This window comes from Leucogemmata humicola, from assembly GCF_055379415.1.
The window spans coordinates 2,698,716-2,714,997 of the sequence record NZ_AP040875.1; the positions used below are offsets into that span (position 1 = coordinate 2,698,716).

General features: G+C 62.8%; 15 protein-coding genes. 12 read left to right on the top strand and 3 right to left on the bottom strand.

Translation table 11 applies throughout. The annotated features are described in order from the left end of the window. The first annotated feature begins 94 nt into the window (after positions 1–94). The 4 genes from hppD (at position 95) to AC6H4Z_RS11155 (ending at position 5,830) form a co-directional block, all read left to right on the top strand. Positions 95–1,219, top strand: coding sequence for a 4-hydroxyphenylpyruvate dioxygenase (gene hppD, locus AC6H4Z_RS11140; RefSeq protein WP_497546825.1), 1,125 nt, complete (start codon positions 95–97; stop codon positions 1,217–1,219). A gap of 165 nt (positions 1,220–1,384) precedes the next feature. After that, a complete protein-coding gene (locus AC6H4Z_RS11145; RefSeq protein ID WP_497546826.1) occupies positions 1,385–2,578 on the top strand; it encodes a homogentisate 1,2-dioxygenase in 1,194 nt (397 codons plus the stop codon). Positions 2,579–2,634: 56 nt separating this feature from the next. After that, positions 2,635–3,450, top strand: a complete 816-nt coding sequence (locus AC6H4Z_RS11150) for a carboxypeptidase-like regulatory domain-containing protein (protein ID WP_497546827.1) — start codon at positions 2,635–2,637, stop codon at positions 3,448–3,450. 121 nt (positions 3,451–3,571) lie between these two features. After that, a complete protein-coding gene (locus AC6H4Z_RS11155) occupies positions 3,572–5,830 on the top strand; it encodes a protein kinase domain-containing protein (protein ID WP_497546828.1) in 2,259 nt (752 codons plus the stop codon). A 26-nt stretch (positions 5,831–5,856) separates the two neighbouring features. On the opposite strand, the gene AC6H4Z_RS11160 is transcribed toward AC6H4Z_RS11155, so the two are convergent. Next, entirely contained in the window at positions 5,857–6,636 is a 780-nt protein-coding gene (locus AC6H4Z_RS11160) for an enoyl-CoA hydratase/isomerase family protein (protein WP_497546829.1), read from the bottom strand. 4 nt (positions 6,637–6,640) lie between these two features. Then, positions 6,641–7,375, bottom strand: a complete 735-nt coding sequence (locus tag AC6H4Z_RS11165; protein WP_497546830.1) for a hypothetical protein — start codon at positions 7,373–7,375, stop codon at positions 6,641–6,643. A 118-nt stretch (positions 7,376–7,493) separates the two neighbouring features. Between AC6H4Z_RS11165 and paaA the strand changes: the two genes are divergently transcribed. Genes paaA through paaD form a run of 4 tightly spaced genes read left to right on the top strand, consistent with a single transcriptional unit; the run spans position 7,494 to position 10,106 of the window. Beyond that, positions 7,494–8,471, top strand: coding sequence for a 1,2-phenylacetyl-CoA epoxidase subunit PaaA (gene paaA, locus AC6H4Z_RS11170; protein ID WP_497546831.1), 978 nt, complete (start codon positions 7,494–7,496; stop codon positions 8,469–8,471). A 45-nt stretch (positions 8,472–8,516) separates the two neighbouring features. Beyond that, on the top strand, positions 8,517–8,846 hold the full coding sequence (gene paaB / locus AC6H4Z_RS11175) for a 1,2-phenylacetyl-CoA epoxidase subunit PaaB (protein ID WP_497546832.1): 330 nt from the start codon (positions 8,517–8,519) through the stop codon (positions 8,844–8,846). Positions 8,847–8,850: 4 nt separating this feature from the next. Continuing rightward, the gene (paaC, locus tag AC6H4Z_RS11180) at positions 8,851–9,606 is read left to right on the top strand and encodes a 1,2-phenylacetyl-CoA epoxidase subunit PaaC (protein WP_497546833.1); all 756 of its coding nucleotides are present in this window, start codon (positions 8,851–8,853) and stop codon (positions 9,604–9,606) included. Then, on the top strand, positions 9,600–10,106 hold the full coding sequence (gene paaD, locus AC6H4Z_RS11185; protein WP_497546834.1) for a 1,2-phenylacetyl-CoA epoxidase subunit PaaD: 507 nt from the start codon (positions 9,600–9,602) through the stop codon (positions 10,104–10,106). Before paaC ends, paaD begins: the two co-directional genes overlap by 7 nt. A gap of 285 nt (positions 10,107–10,391) precedes the next feature. Here the strand turns inward: paaD and AC6H4Z_RS11190 are convergent, their stop codons facing one another. Next, complete coding sequence (locus tag AC6H4Z_RS11190) at positions 10,392–12,551, bottom strand: alpha-ketoacid dehydrogenase subunit alpha/beta (RefSeq protein ID WP_497546835.1); 2,160 nt, start codon at positions 12,549–12,551, stop codon at positions 10,392–10,394. 109 nt (positions 12,552–12,660) lie between these two features. Between AC6H4Z_RS11190 and paaG the strand changes: the two genes are divergently transcribed. From paaG to pcaF, 4 genes are read left to right on the top strand one after another with little or no spacing between them, the layout of a single operon-like run. Continuing rightward, on the top strand, positions 12,661–13,443 hold the full coding sequence (gene paaG, locus AC6H4Z_RS11195; RefSeq protein WP_497546836.1) for a 2-(1,2-epoxy-1,2-dihydrophenyl)acetyl-CoA isomerase PaaG: 783 nt from the start codon (positions 12,661–12,663) through the stop codon (positions 13,441–13,443). A gap of 2 nt (positions 13,444–13,445) precedes the next feature. Continuing rightward, positions 13,446–14,636, top strand: a complete 1,191-nt coding sequence (locus AC6H4Z_RS11200; RefSeq protein ID WP_497546837.1) for a 3-hydroxyacyl-CoA dehydrogenase NAD-binding domain-containing protein — start codon at positions 13,446–13,448, stop codon at positions 14,634–14,636. Then, entirely contained in the window at positions 14,633–15,070 is a 438-nt protein-coding gene (paaI, locus tag AC6H4Z_RS11205; RefSeq protein ID WP_497546838.1) for a hydroxyphenylacetyl-CoA thioesterase PaaI, read from the top strand. Before AC6H4Z_RS11200 ends, paaI begins: the two co-directional genes overlap by 4 nt. Next, positions 15,067–16,275 (top strand): 3-oxoadipyl-CoA thiolase, encoded by a 1,209-nt coding sequence (pcaF, locus tag AC6H4Z_RS11210; RefSeq protein WP_497546839.1) that lies wholly within the window; start codon positions 15,067–15,069, stop codon positions 16,273–16,275. Before paaI ends, pcaF begins: the two co-directional genes overlap by 4 nt. The last annotated feature ends 7 nt before the right edge of the window (positions 16,276–16,282 follow it).

The window sequence follows — 16,282 nt, forward strand, 5'->3', positions numbered from 1 at the left end:
GCGTCCGCGCCCCTTTGACGCGCGGTCCGAATGCTATAGCATGCGGGTGGAAACGCGGCCATCGCCGCGGCGACTGCGAATTGAGGAGCAACGAATGGCTACGCAAACTCTGCCCATCGGCGCCGAAGTCCACGATACCTTCCCGATCAACGGCACCGACTACATCGAATTCTACGTCGGAAACGCCAAGCAGTCAGCACTATTCTACCAGGCCGCGTTCGGTTTCCAGCTGGTCGCGTACCGCGGTCCGGAAACGGGCGTTCGCGACCGGGTGAGCTACCTCCTGGTTCAGAACAAGATTCGCCTCGTGCTGACGTCTCCGCTGGGACCGGACGGCGACATCGCCGATCACGTTCGGCGGCATGGCGACGGCGTGCGCGACATTGCGCTGTGGGTCGACGACGCGCGCGACGCGTACGAAAAGGCCGTCGAGCGCGGTGCCGTCTCGGCGTATGAGCCGCAGACGCTGCGCGACGACGATGGCGAAGTCGTCGTTGCCGGCTTCAAGATCTACGGCGACACGATCCATTCACTCGTCGAGCGCAAGAACTACCGCGGCGCATTCTTGCCCGGATTCCAGAAGCGCGAGCCGCGCTTCCAGGCGAAGCCAACGGGCCTCCAGTATGTCGATCACTGCGTCGGCAATGTCGAGCTCGGAAAGATGAATGTGTGGGTGAAGTTCTACGAACACGTCATGGGCTTCAAGAATCTCATCTCGTTCGACGACGAAGACATTTCGACGGAATACTCATCGCTCATGTCGAAGGTGATGTCGAACGGAAACGAGCGCATCAAGTTTCCGATCAACGAGCCGGCAGCTGGCAAGCGCAAGTCGCAGATCGACGAGTATCTCGACTTCTATCGCGGTCCAGGCGTCCAGCATCTCGCCCTCGCCACTGACGACATCATCGCCACCGTCAGCGCGCTGCGTGACCGCGGCGTTGAATTCCTCAAGGCGCCGACGTCGTACTACGCCGAACTGCAGAAGCGCGTCGGCAAGATCGATGAGCCGCTCGACAAGCTCGAGGAGCTTGGCATCCTGGTCGACCGCGATCCGGACGGCTATCTCCTGCAGATCTTCTCAAAGCCAGTGCAGGATCGTCCGACGCTCTTTTATGAAATCATCGAGCGAAAGGGCGCGCGCAGCTTTGGAAAGGGGAATTTCAAGGCGCTGTTTGAAGCGATTGAACAGGAGCAGGCGTTGAGGGGCAACCTATAGTCGTAGCTAATTGCGTCCTGTTCGAGATTCGGCAGTTGCAGGTCTCGGGTCGCTGGTCTGAGGTCTGAGGGGAAACTCCAAGGGATCCGTGCGCAGTTTCCCTGAGACCTCAGACCCGAGACCTCAGACCTATAGTGTTTGCCTTTCACCGTCCGCTATTAGTCCATGCCGATCTATCACACGTTGGGAACTGTACCCCCCAAGCGTCATACCGTCTTTCGAAAGCCCAACGGCGGCATCTATGCCGAAGAGCTCATGGGCCACGAGGGATTCACGGGAACGTCGGCGCTGCTCTATCACGTGCATCCGCCGACGACGGTAAAATCGGTGCGGCGGATTCAGGAGATGAAGTTCGAAGCCGATCCGGATCAGGCGTTGCGTCATCGCCATTTTCTCACGGCGCGCGCGGGGAAGGGAGGCAGCCCGACGCTCGATCGCATTCCGATGCTGTTCAATCAAGACATCGCAATGCTGTACGTCGAGCCGGACAAGCAGGACGAGCATTTCTACCGCAATGCACAAGCGGATGAACTAGTCTACGTCGCGAAAGGCAAAGGCACGCTCGAATCGGTGTTCGGTGATTTGCCGTTTGGTGAGGGCGACTATCTCGTCATTCACCGTGGCATCTTGCACCGGTACAAGTTCGACACGGGTGTCGATGCACCGAAGCTCCTCGTCATGGAAAGTCGGGGACACGTGCGTTGGCCCAAGCGCTATCGCAACGAGTTCGGTCAGCTCAAAGAGGGCGCACCGTACTCGGAGCGCGACATGCGTCGTCCCTTGGTACTCAACACGCACGACGAGATGGGTGACTTCCGGTTGCTCGTCAAACAATACGACGGCATCAACGAACTCATACTCGACCACCATCCGTTCGACGTCGTTGGCTGGGACGGATATTTCTATCCGTGGGCATTCAACATTCGTGATTTCGAGCCGATCGTCGGGCGCATTCATCAGCCGCCGCCGGTGCACCAAACGTTCGAGGGCGACGGTTTTGTCGTGTGCTCATTTTGCCCGCGACCATACGACTTCGATCCGAACGCGGTGCCTGCGCCGTACAACCACAGCAACGTCGATTCGGACGAAGTGTTGTACTACGCGTCGAGCGAGTTCATGAGCCGAAAGGGTATCGAATTCGGCAGCGTGACGCACCATCCCGACGGCATTCCGCACGGCCCGCATCCGGGACGCGCCGAGGCGTCGATCGGCGCCAAGGCAACGAACGAGCTCGCGGTGATGATGGACAGCTTTCGCCCGCTACACGTCGCGAAGCAGGCGCTGCCCTTCGAAGATCCGGCGTATCACAGAAGTTGGATCGACGCGCAGCACGCCGGCTTCAACCCGCCGACAACTTAACTTGCATGTTCACCTGTAGTCTCTAAACTCGACGGCGGTATCTCCTGCGAGGCCGCGTGAGCTCCGCCGTTCTACGTCGAGTTTGGTTCAGTGTCGCGATGATTGCCGTCGCGGGTGCGCATGCCGCCGCGCAGGCGGCGACACTCGTCGGCACCGTCGCCCGCGACTCGGGCGACATCCGCCTCAGCGGCGCCGAAGTCACGATCATCGCGCTCGGCCGCACGGCGACCACCAACGCCTCCGGCGAGTTCCGGTTGAACGAGCTCGCGCCGGGGCGATACGCGGTGCTCATCCGACACGTCGGCTATGCGGCGAGAACGGACACGATCGAGCTCGCATCCGGCGCACGGCTCGAGCGAGAATTCGTGCTCAAGACGTCGGTCGCACAGCTCGATTCGGTTCGCGTATCGGCGCGCGAGGACCGAAAGTACATCTCGCCCTCGCTCAACGCGTTCGAGGAGCGTCGCAAAATGGGCTTCGGGTATTTTCTCGCCGACAGCCTGCTGCGTGAGCATGACAACGAGCGGCTGTCGTCAGTATTGCGCCGCATCCCGGGAATGAATCTCATTCCGTATCGTTCCGGCATGTACGCCGGAACGATGCGATCCAACAGCACGACGCGCCCCGTTCACGTCATTCCGAGTGATCTGAAGAGTCCAAACGGGTGCTGGTCCACCGTGCTTCTCGATGGCGTGCCGCTCTACACAATCACGGCGGGTCGGCAGGGAGAGAACGCGCCCGACTACACCACCTTCTCCGTCGATCAGTTCGCGGGCGTGGAGTTCTATCCCGGCAGCGCCACCGTTCCTGCCCAATATTCCGGGACCGAGTACGGCTGCGGAACACTGCTGCTCTGGACGCGCGAACGCTGAATGCGGCGATAGGTCTCGGTCGTCGCGTCGGCCGCTGGCAGGTGTCGAGTCCGGGATCTAAGTTCACGCGGCAGCCATCGACCGATGGAGGCCTTCGTCCTTCCCGGCTTTTTCGCGCCCTGTGTCGATCCCCGACGTACTACCTTCTCTTCGAGAAGCGCTCGCCGACCGGTACGACATCCAACGCGAACTCGGCGCCGGTGGCATGGCCACCGTGTACCTCGCCCGCGACATTCGCCACGACCGCGAAGTCGCCCTGAAGGTATTGCGCGCTGAACACGGAATCGCGTTGGGCGCGGAACGATTCGATCGAGAGATCAAAGTTCTCGCGCGACTACGTCACCCGTTCGTCTTGCCGCTGCACGACTCCGGTGGCGCCGCGGGTGCGCTGTACTTCGTCATGCCGTACATCGATGGGGAATCGCTCAGGGCGCGGCTCGTGCGCGATGGTAGCGTGTCGCTCGTCGATGCGGTCGACATCGTTCGTCAGGTAGCCGATGCACTCGCGTACGCGCATAGCGAAGGCGTCGTCCATCGCGACGTGAAGCCGGAAAACATTCTGCTGTCGCGACACGGACACGCGCTGCTCGCCGACTTCGGAATTGCCGGCGGTTCGCTCGCCGCGGCCGTGTCGACCAGCACGATGACGCAGGTCGGCATCACACTCGGCACCGCGGCGTACATGAGCCCGGAGCAGGCCGTTGGGGAATCGAACATCGACGGCCGAAGCGACGTTTACAGCCTCGCATGCGTGATGTTCGAGATGCTCACCGGCCGTCCGCCGTTCGTGGGTCCGACGACGCTGTCCGTGGTTGGTCAGCACATCGCGTCTCCGCCACCCGTACTTACGACACTCACGCCTGGCGTTCCGCCTGCTGTCGTGTCGGCCGTCGCTCGCGCGCTCGAGAAAGAGTCGGCGAATCGCTTCGCCACCGCAACCGAGTTCGCCGCGGCCCTCGGAACGTCCGGGCCTCCACTTAGCAGCTCACGCGCGGCGGCTGGGGCGCGGCTCTCGATTGCCGTGCTGCCCATCGTCAACATCGACGGCAACGTTGAGAATGAGTATTTCAGCGATGGCATGACCGAGGAGCTGAACAATGCCCTCGCGAAGGTCGAAGGACTCCGGGTGGTGTCGCGCACATCTGCCTTTGTCTTCAAGGGGAAGCAGGTCCCGATTCGCGAGATCGGCGCACAGCTCGATGTCGGCTTCGTGCTCGAAGGCAGCGTTCGACGTTCTGGTGCGCGGCTGCGCGTCGCCGCAAAGCTGATTCGTGTCAGCGACGATTCATTGCTCTGGTCCGAGACCTACGAGCGTACGCTCGACGACGTGTTCGCGATTCAGGATGACATTGCGCGACGCATTGTCGAGACGATCACGCATGCGCTGCAGTTGGGCCACCTGCGCGGGAATACGGCCGCAATGAAGGCAGGAAGCGTCGAGGTGTACGATCTCTATCTCCTCGGCCGTTACCACTGGAATACGCGCACCGAGGCCGGTCTTCGAAAAGCGCTCGATCTCTTCGAGCAGGCAGCGACGATCGATCCGAACTACGCGCCGGCGCACAGTGGCATCTCCGACGCGTCGGCGCTTCTCGCTTCGTGGAATTTCGCCGAGCCGCACGAGAGTTTCCCTCGCGCGGTGGCTGCTGCGAAACGCGCGATCGACCTCGACGATCGATCGGCCGACGCGCATGCGTCGCTTGGCTTCGTGAAGTACAACTACGAGTGGGATTGGGCCGGCGCCGAGCGCTCGCTTCGACGAGCGATCGAGCTGAATCCGAGTCACGAGACAGCGCATCGCTGGTTGTCGGGTTTTCTCGCGGGAATGGGCCGGGATGCCGACGCGCTGCCAATTGCTCGGCGCGCACTCGAGCTCAATCCGATGTCGGTGCTCCCGCACATGAACCTCGCGATCATTCACGATCTCGCCGGTCGATTCGTCGAAGCCGGCAGCGAGTTGCGTCAGGTACTCGCAATGGACCCTGGCTTCATGCGCGCGCGCCTCTTCCTCGCCATGAATCTGATGTGGCGACGCGAGTTCGAGGACGGCGTGCGTGAGGCCCGTACGGCATATGACAGCGCGCCGAACTATCCGATGTTTGCGACGCTGCTCGCGGTCACGTCATTTGCGGCGGGTCGGATCGACGAGGCGCGCGAAATGAGGACGCGAGCGCTCGCTGGCGGCATCCCGTCGACCTATCGCGCGATGATCCACGCCATCTTCAACGAGCCGGAGGAGGCCATCGACGCGCTCGAAGTGGGCTACGAGGAACGTGCCGATTGGATGTACGCGATCGGCGTGCAACAGTGGTTCCGCACACTCCATGACCATCCACGATTCGTTGCGCTGGTCGACAAGATCCGGCGCGGCTCGCGCTAACCCTGGGCGTGCGGCGTGAGGCGGAATCAGGCTTTCGCCGAGAAGGCCGCGATCGCGTTTCGCGTGTAGTCTGACAGCACGAGCGAACCGCTCATCGCGGCCCGCTCTTCGAGCAGCCGAGGCCAATCGTCAGTGCCTTCCCAGGCGATCGCCTTGATGCGCGACACGGCGTCTGGATTGGCCGCAGCCAACGTGGCGACGAACGTGTCGACGCCCGCATCGAGCGCGGGTACGGTGTCCCACAGGCGCGCGTAGAGGCCGTTGTTCGCGCCCCACGCCGCATCACGCCAGTCCGCGTCGATTGCCATGGCGCTGAACGCGCCAGCGCCGACTTTCCGCTCGATCACGGGGCCGACGACAAACGGTCCGATGCCGACGGCCAACTCGCTGAGTCGCAGCGCTGCCTTCTCCGTTGCCATCGCGTAGTCCGATGCGGCGACGATACCAACGCCGCCACCAACGACCTTGCCATGCACGCGCGTGACGATCGGTTTGGGACAGCGCGTCATTGCGAGAATGACGCGTGCAAAGCCCATGAAAAACTCTTTGCCCGCGCCCGCGTCGCGAATCGCCGACAGTTCCGCGAAGGATGCGCCGGCGCAGAACGGTCCCGTGCCGTAGCTGCGAAGCAAGATGACGCGTACGTCGGACCGAGTGCCCGTCGACGTGATTTCATCGGCGAGCGAGCGCAGGACGGAAGCGGGAAGGGAGTTGCTCTTCGGATGACCGAAGCAGATGTCGGCAATGCCATCGGCGACGATCGCCGATACGGAGCCCGAGTCGGCGAGTGGTGCGTGTTCGAGCATTTCGTCAGCGGCCGATGTGAACGCGAAGACCGCCGCGAATGATGCCAAGCTGCGTGTTCTTCAACAGATCGCAGTCGGCCTGCAAGCAGGCGCTTCCTGAGGCGGCCAGTCCACTTCCGAAGCTGGTGTAGCCGTAAGTGTATGCAGCGTCGCCAAAGATGAAGAAACGATCGACGATGTGCTTGTCGAGACCACCGGAGAAGTTGATCGATCCGCCGGTTCTGTTTTGCTGCTTCGCGGTCCCTGACCCGGTCGCGGTTGTGTACTTGATCTCACCCGGACGCCAGTGGAGGAATCCAAAGCCCACCGCGATGTTCGGTATGATGAACGGCATGGGGATTCGCAGTCGGGTCGTCACACCGAGTTGGAGGATCGACGCGTTGCTGGCGCTCGCGGTGACGACTTTGCCAAGCGGTCCGTTGACGAAGTCACCGATGAATCGCTGTTCGTCGAACGGAAACATGGTGTACGAGCCTTCCAATCCGAACGCGACTCGGGCGACGCCGCGCGAGCCCAAATCCCAGTTCTCCCAAAGCACGTTGATGCCCTGACCGTTCTTCCAGTCGCGGATACTACCCTGAGGATTGATTCGATTTGCGCTCGCGTAGCCGACGCGGAGATAGTCGCCGGGAGCCAAACCGTCGGCAAAACGGTCGGGCGCGTCCTGGGCCTGGGCGGATCCCCAGGCGAAGAACGACATGAGAGCCGCGGCACCGAGGAGCAACGCACGAGAGCGCATTCCGACCTTTGTCGTGGGTGAAAATCGAGGTGGAAATCTACCCGGACCGCACCGTCCGGCACTAGATTTCGTGAGAACAGGCACGTCGTATCTCGCCTGCCGACCTGGAGTTGAGCCAATGGCCGACCAATCCAAGCAGACAGCCTCCGGCCCCGACGACGCCGTGAGGAACGCTGAGTTCGAAGCCCGCATCGCACGCGGCGAGAGCATCGAGCCCAAGGACTGGATGCCGGATCGGTACCGCAAGCAGCTGACCCGGATGATGTCGCAGCATGCGCACTCCGAAATCGTCGGCATGCTACCCGAGGGCAACTGGATTACCCGCGCGCCCAACCTTCGTCGCAAAATGGCGCTCCTGGCCAAGGTGCAGGATGAGGCCGGTCACGGGTTGTACATCTACTGCGGCACCGAAACCCTGGGCGTCGACCGACAGGAGCTCGTGCAGCAGCTGCTGGACGGAAAGGCCAAGTACTCGAGCATCTTCAACTATCCCACGCTGTCCTGGGCCGATATCGGCTGCATCGGCTGGTTCGTGGACGGCGCGGCGATCGTCAATCAGACCATGCTGGCGAAGGCCTCGTACGGGCCGTACGCCCGCGCGATGGTTCGCATTTGCAAAGAAGAGAATTTCCATAAGCGCCAAGGGTTCGAGATAATGACAACCCTGGCGGCTGGTACCCCGGCGCAACGCGCCATGGCGCAGGACGCCGTGAACCGCTGGTGGTGGCCGTCGCTCATGATGTTCGGGCCGCATGACAGTGAGTCGTCGAATAGCGACGAGCTCCTGCGCTGGGGCGTGAAGAAGAAGAGCAACGACGAGCTTCGTCAGCGTTTCGTCAACCTCACGGTTGCTCAGGCGAAGGCGATCAACCTCACGCTACCCGATCCGGACCTCAAGTACGACGAAGCCACCGAGAATTGGTCGTTCGGTCCGATCGACTGGGACGAGTTCTGGCGCGTGGTGAAGGGCGATGGTCCCTGCAACCGCGAGCGACTCGCTGCGCGCAACAAGGCGCACTCGGAAGGAGAGTGGGTTCGTGTCGCCGCCACGGCATACGCCGAAAAGCAGCGACGCGCGGCGACCGAAGCCGCCTGATCAATCACCGACGCACGGCGGCCCAGAGCCGCCGTCTTCACGAACATGGCTGAACAGACCGAAGCGAAGTCGAACGACATCGGCGCTCCCGCCGACACGCAGTGGCCTCTGTGGGAGGTGTTTCTCCAACCGCCCAAAGGCGAGCCGCACGAACACGCCGGAAGCGTGCATGCGGCCACGGCCGAGCAGGCGTTGCAGAACGCGCGTGACGTGTACGCGCGCCGCGGCGAAGCGGTGAATATCTGGGTCGTTCCCACGACGTCGATCACCGCGTCGACGCCGGACGACATGGGGCCGTTCTTCGACCCGGGCAACGACAAGGCGTATCGTCATCCGCAGTTCTACAAGGTGCCGCGCGGCATTCGCGTTTTCTAATATCATGACCACGCCTGCGCTGTTCCCGTACCTGCTCCGACTGGCGGACGATCGGTTGATTCTCGGACATCGGTTGTCCGAGTGGTGCGGCCACGGCCCAATCCTCGAAGAGGACATCGCCCTTGCCAACGTCGCGCTCGATCTGATCGGCGAAGCAACGCTCTTGCTCAAGCTCGCTGGCGAAGTCGAAGGCGCCGGCCGCAATGAGGACGCACTCGCCTATTTTCGCGACGGCACGGACTACACCAACACGCTGCTCGTCGAACTTCCCAAGGGCGATTTCGGCTTCACGATCGTTCGGCAGTTCTTCTACAGCATTTTCTCGCTGTTGGAGATGGAAGCGCTCCAGCGCAGCTCGAACGCCGAGTTGGCGGGCATCGCGGCCAAGGCCGTGAAGGAAGCTCGGTACCACGTTCGACACAGTGCCCAGTGGGTCATCACACTCGGCAACGGCACCACGGAGAGCCACGATCGCGTGCAGCGCAGCGTCGATGAGCTGTGGCGCTACACGGGCGAGCTATTCATGTCCGACGCGGTCGATCAGGACGTTGCGGCGGCGGGAGTCGGCGTCGATCCGAGCACGTTGGCGGCAGCGTGGCGATCGCAGGTCGACGACGTGTTGCGTGAGGCCACGCTGACCGTGCCGAAGGAAGGGTACATGCAGCGCGGCGGGCGCATCGGGCACCACACGGAGCATCTCGGATTACTGCTCTCTGAGATGCAGATCGTCGCGCGTTCCTACCCGGGCGCGTCGTGGTAAGGCGTGTCGTACCGTCGCGCGAGGAGCTGTTCGAGATCCTCGACACGGTGATGGATCCCGAAGTGCCGGTGATCAGCGTCGTCGAGCTGGGTATCGTGCGCGACGCGGTGGCGAGCGACGACGGCGTTGTCGTGACGATCACGCCGACGTACTCCGGCTGCCCCGCGATGCGCGAGATCGAGACGGAGGTCCGCGCGGCACTCGAGCGTGAAGGGCTCGGCCCCGTCGAGGTGCGCACGACATACACGCCGGCGTGGACTACAGACTGGATCGGGCCGGCCGCGCGCGAGAAGCTCGAGGCGTATGGCATCGCGCCGCCGGGTGTGGTCGATCGGTCAAACGATCTCGTGATGCTCCGCCGGCGAGCGACGACGGTCCGCTGCCCCTATTGCAAATCTCTGAACACGGAACAGAAGAGCGTGTTCGGCTCCACGGCGTGCAAGTCGATCTGGGTCTGCAAGGACTGCCGGCAGCCGTTCGAGGAGTTCAAGGCAATTTGAGGCGCTAGGCACTAGGCACTAGGCGCTAGAGAATCGGAAGAAGATTTATGGGGTGGCTCGGCGTCCAGATCGCGGAGCGAAGGCACCCAATTGCTCAGGGCAAGGAACGAGAATGGAAACGGAAACGGCCGGATAAACGGAAACGGCCGGATAAACCAACACTGCCGGAAAACCAAAACTGCCGGATACTCACTATGAGTATCCGGCAGTTTCCGTTCATCCGGCCGTTTCCGTTCACCGGGCCGTTTCGTTTTCAGTCGCCTTGATGCTCGACTGGCGCAGCACCTACATGTTCAGCGTCTTCTCAATCCGTTCACTAATCCGGTCTACGTTCGGTAGCACGGTGTCGAGCAGCACCGGATGGTACGGCATCGGGATGTCTTCGACTGCCACGCGATCCACGGGCGCATCGAGATACCAGAACGCTTCCTTCGCGACGACTGCCGCGATCTCGGCACCGAATCCCGCGGTGATGTTGTCCTCATGCGCGATGATGCAGCGCCCAGTCTTCATCACCGACTCGAGGACGAGCGAACGATCCCACGGGGCGATGCTGCGAAGGTCGATGACTTCTACTCGCCCTTCGAAGCGGTCAGCGGCTTCGACGCACCGGTGTACGAGGGCGCCCCACGATACCAACGTGAGATCACTGCCCGTACGCAATGTGGTGCCTTTGCCAAACGGAACGACAAAATCGTCGCCAGGATAGCGCGAGCTGCCATCGCTCGTCATCAAGAGCGAACGGTGCTCGAAGAAGATCGTCGGATCCGCGCCGCGCATTGCAGAGCGCAACAGTCCAACGGCGTCGGCAGCGTTCGACGGCATTGCCACCTGCCACCCATACGCGTGAACGAAGCGAACTTCGTCGCTCAAGCTGTGCCACGGATCGCCGACGTCCTTGCCATAGCCGCCAGGCATGCGCACCACGATCGGTGCCGCAAACCTGTTTGCCGTGCGCCAACGCATCGTTCCGCAGTTGTTCAACTGCTCGGCGGCGGGATCGGCGTATTTGCGAAACTGAATTTCGGCCACCGGCATCAAGCCTGAAATCGCCATACCGACAGCGCGGCCGATGATGCCTTCCTCGGACAAACTCGTGTCGAACACACGCGTGTTGCCGAACTGCTTCTGCAGCCCTTCGGTGACGAGATGCACGCCGCCTTTGCGACCAACGTCTTCGCCGAACACGAGGACCTTGGGATTCACCTCGAGCTCGTGACGCAGCGTGCGACGCACCGCCTCGGCGAAGCGCACCACATCCGTTGACTCCGCGGCTGTTTCGCTGCCGTCGAGCGCACTTCGCTCAGCGCGCGATAGGCCACCAAACGCCTCTGGGGAATTCGGTGTATCGTCGGCGTAGACCCAACGCGCAACGCCCGCCGGATCCGGATTCGGACGCGCGCGAGCTGCATCGAGCCCGGCCTGAACGTCTCGTGCAACTTCGGCTTCGAGCTCGGTCCACTCGCGTTCGGACAGCATCGCCGGAACGAGGTGCGCGCGAAGCTTCGGGAGCGGATCGCGCGCGGTGTCCGCCGCGATCTCCGCGTCGGTGCGATAGCCGCGCTGATTGTCTGGACCCGAGTGACTGTTCAGTCGCGGAACCGTGAGTCGGACGAGCGCCGGACCCTTGCCGCTGCGGACGTGCGCCACGCATTCGCTGATCAGCTGCGCCGATTCGCCCGGGTTCGTCCCGTCGCCATTGCGGATGAACAGGTTCTTGAATGACGCCAGGTTCTGCGCGATGTCCGAGCCAGGCGTCTGCATGTCTCCGCGAACGGAGATGCCGAGGCCATTGTCCTCGACATAGAACAGCATCGGGAGTGACAGCGTGGTCGCCATCGTCAGCGCCGACCAGAAGCCGTTGGTTGCCACCGAGGCTTCGCCGCCGAGGACGACGCCCATCGCGCCTTTCCAATCGGCTTCGCCGAGGACGTCGGCGTGATACTGAATCGACTGCGCCCATCCAGCGCACGGCGTGTACTGGGAGCCGACGTCGCCCGACATCGGAATGACGACTGGTCCGTTGGGATTCGGCAGGTTGCAGACGACGCCGATGTCGCGGCCGTCGCTGAAGCCACCGGCGCGTCCCAGCGGACTGCCGAGCGCGTCGTCGATTGTCAGGCCCAGCGCGAGCAGCAGCGGGCGCGAACGATAGTAGGCGCTGGCCGCGTCGTGCCGGTGGTCGATGAAGGCGCCCAGGATCGACTGCGCCACGTCGTGGCCGCGCGCCGAGAACTGGTAGAGCACTAGGTGCTCACGAGGGACCGACGCCTTGTTCTTGTTCGTCGCTTCTTCGACGTCGTCGAGGGAGCGTGAGACAAGGGCGTTGTAGGCGATCTTCCGCCAGTCGAGGGCCGGGGCTCCCGACGAGGGAGCGGCGTTCTTCGCGGCCTTGGCCGTTTCGCGCGACTTGGATCCGCGCGCTGCTTGGGGAGGGGTTGTCACGCGCTGTAATCTGTCAGAGTGGGCACCCAAGAGCCAGCGCCAAGGCCTGCCAGGGGCACCCGCGATACGGCTATCTTCCGCCGTCGAGCCTACTGAACACGAGAGAGGAATGAGCGATATCCTGTTCGCCGCCGCCGACGGAGTGGCCACGATCACACTGAATCGGCCCGACGTCCTTAACAGCTTCACTCGATCGATGGCCGGCGAGCTTCGAGACGCCCTGCGACGAGTGGCCGAGGACGACACGCTACGCGCCGTGGTTCTCACCGGCGCCGGCCGAGCCTTTTGCGCGGGTCAGGACTTGGCCGAAGCCATGCCCAAGGACGGCCAGATTCCAGACTTGGGCGACTTCGTCCGCGATAGCTATAACCCGGTGGTCCGCGCGATCCGAACGCTCGAGAAGCCTGTGATCTGCGCTGTGAACGGCGTGGCGGCGGGCGCCGGGGCGAACATCGCTTACGCGTGCGATATCGTCTTTGCCGCGTCGTCGGCGACGTTCATCCAGTCGTTCGCGAAAATCGGCGTGATCCCGGACAGCGGTGGCACCTTCCTGCTTCCGCGCATCGTCGGCCTGCATCGGGCGACGATCATGACCATGCTCGCCGAGAAGATGTCGGCCGAACAGGCTCGCGAGTGGGGGCTCGTGTTCATGGTGGTCGAGCCAGAATCGTTGCTCGCAACGGCCATGGGAACGGCGCGGACGCTCGCGACCCAGCCGACGCACGGCCTCGGGCTCATCAAGCGCGGGTTCAATCGTTCGCTTGGCGTCGATCTCGACGCGCAGTTGGACTACGAGGAAGCGCTGCAGCGCGAGGCCGGCCAGACGGAAGACTATCGAGAGGGTGTGACTGCCTTCCTCGAAAAGCGAAAGCCCGTCTTCAAGGGGCGATAGCAATGGCGCTCGGCAAGGACAGTCGCGTCGGTGTCGTCGGCGCGGGGGCGATGGGAACTGGTATCGCACAGGTAGCGGCGGCCGCGGGTCATCAGGTTGTGCTCGGCGACGCCGGCGGTGGTGCAGCGATGCGCGCACAGGCGAACATCGCCAAGGCGATGGATCGCGAAGTCCAGAAGGGACGTCTCTCGCGCGACGCCGCGGATCTGATTCAGTCGCGCATCGAGTTCCAATGGGAACCGCTGGGCGAAGATCTGTCGGCATACAAGTCGTGCGACCTGGTGATCGAAGCGATCATCGAGGATCTCGCGATCAAACAGACGCTATTTCAGCGACTCGAGAGTGTCGTTGCGAAGGACGCGGTGCTCGCGACGAATACCTCGTCGCTCTCCGTTGCGTCGATCGCATCATCATGTACGGTGTCGGAGCGCGTGGTGGGAATTCACTTCTTCAATCCAGCGCCTGTGCTGCCGCTGGTCGAAGTGGTTCCGTGGCTCGGTGGCAGCGCGGCGACTGCGCCGGCGGCGTACGAGTTGATGCAGCATTGGGGCAAGCTTCCGGTCATCGCGTCGGACACGCCGGGCTTCATCGTGAATCGCATAGCGCGTCCGTTCTATGGCGAATCGATTCGCCTGCTCGAAGAGGGCGTCGCCAGCGTGGCGACGATCGATGCCGCGATGAAAGACCTCGGCGGCTTCCGGATGGGCCCGTTCGAGTTGATGGACTTCATCGGCAACGACGTGAACTACGCCGTGACGCGTTCGGTCTTCGAGGGCTTCTTCTACGATCCGCGCTACAAGCCGTCGCTTACGCAGCGTCGCTTGGTCGAGGCCGGATTCCTCGGCAAGAAGTCGGGGCGGGGCTACTACGACTATCGCGAGGGCGCCGTCGCGCCGGAGCCGATCAAGGACCCGCAGGTGTCACTGCTCGTCTTCGAACGCGTGATCGCAATGTTGATCAACGAAGCGATCGATGCCGTGCACATGCGTGTCGCGTCGCCCGCCGACGTCGATCTCGCCATGACGAAGGGGGTAAATTACCCCAAGGGATTGTTGGCGTGGGGGAATGAGATCGGCCTCGATCGCGTGTTGGCGTGGATGGAGCGGCTGCAGAGCGACTTCGGCGAAGATCGCTATCGCCCGAGTCCGCTCCTTCGCCGAATGGTGCGCGACGGCCGGCGGTTCTTCGAATGAACCAGAGCGACGAACAGGCGCTGGCCGAGCGGGTCGTGGAAACGATGTTCGCCCGCGACACGAATAGCCGCCGGCTCGGAATGGAGATCGTCGCCGTTGCACCGCGCTGCGTGACCGTGCGAATGGCTATTCGCGCGGACATGCTCAACGGCTTCGGCGTGTGTCATGGAGGCGTGACGTTCTCGCTCGCCGATTCCGCGATGGCCTTCGCCTGCAACACGCACGGCCATGTCACGGTGGCTGTAGACAATTCGGTCACATACCCCAAAGCGGTGTATGAAGGGGACGTGTTGACGGCCGTGGCGGAGGAGGAAAGTGCCAGCAATCGCCTGGCCTACTACCGCGTTACGGTACGCCGCGACGGTGAGCTGGTTTCGATCTTTCGCGGCACAGTGTACAGAACGAGCAAGCCAATCTTTCCAGATCCAGAATGACTGACGCATTCATCATAGATGGCATCCGGACGCCGATCGCGAACATCGGCGGCGGACTCAGCGAAGTCCGCGCTGACGACCTCGGCGCTCATGTGATCGCGGAGCTGATGCGACGCAATCCAACGCTGGATCCCGCCGCGATCACCGACGTGATTCTCGGCTGCGCGAATCAGGCGGGCGACGACAATCGAAACGTCGCGCGTATGTCGCTGCTGCTCGGCGGGCTGCCGGTCACCGTACCTGGAGAGACGGTCAACCGACTCTGCGCGTCGGGCATGAGCGCTGTGGCGAATGCTGCTCGCGCCGTGAAGCTCGGCGAAGGCGACTTCTACATTGCCGGCGGCGTCGAGAACATGACTCGCGCACCGTACGTGATGTCGAAGGGCAGCAAGCCGTTCGCACGCGACATCGAGCTGTTCGACACGAGCCTCGGCTGGCGCTTCGTGAATCCGAAGATGAAGGCAAAGTACGGCGTCGACTCGATGGGTCAGACCGCCGAGAATGTCGCCGAGCAGTACGGCGTGTCGCGTGCCGATCAGGATGCTTTCGCGGTGCGGTCGCAGCAGAAGGCGACGGCCTCGCGCGCCGATCATCGCTTCGACAGCGAGATCGTGCCAGTATCGATTCCGCAGAAGAAGGGCGAGCCGAAACAGTTCTGCGACGACGAGTTCATTCGCCCCGACACGACGCTCGAAGTGCTGGCCAAGTTGAAGCCGGCGTTCCGCGCCGAGGGTGGTTCGGTGACGGCGGGCAATTCGTCGGGCCTGAACGACGGCGCCGCTGCACTGTTGATTGCATCGGAAGCTGGCGTAAAGGCGCTGAACGCGAAGCCGTTGGCGCGCGTCGTCACGTCGGCGGTGGCCGGCGTTGAGCCGCGCATCATGGGCATGGGTCCTGTGCCGTCGTCGCGAAAGGCCCTCGCGCAGGCGAAGCTGTCGCTCGAGCAGATGGATGTGATCGAGTTGAACGAAGCGTTCGCCGCGCAATCACTGGCATGCTTGCGCGAGTTTGGAATCGCCGACGACGACGCTCGCGTGAATCCGAACGGTGGCGCGATCGCACTCGGACATCCGCTGGGCATGTCGGGCGCTCGTCTGCTGCTCACCGCTGCGCGCGAACTCGAGAAGACTGGCAAGCGTTACGCGCTGTGTACGATGTGTATCGGCGTTGGCCAGGGCATGGCAACGATCATCGAGCGCGTGTAGCGGTCGT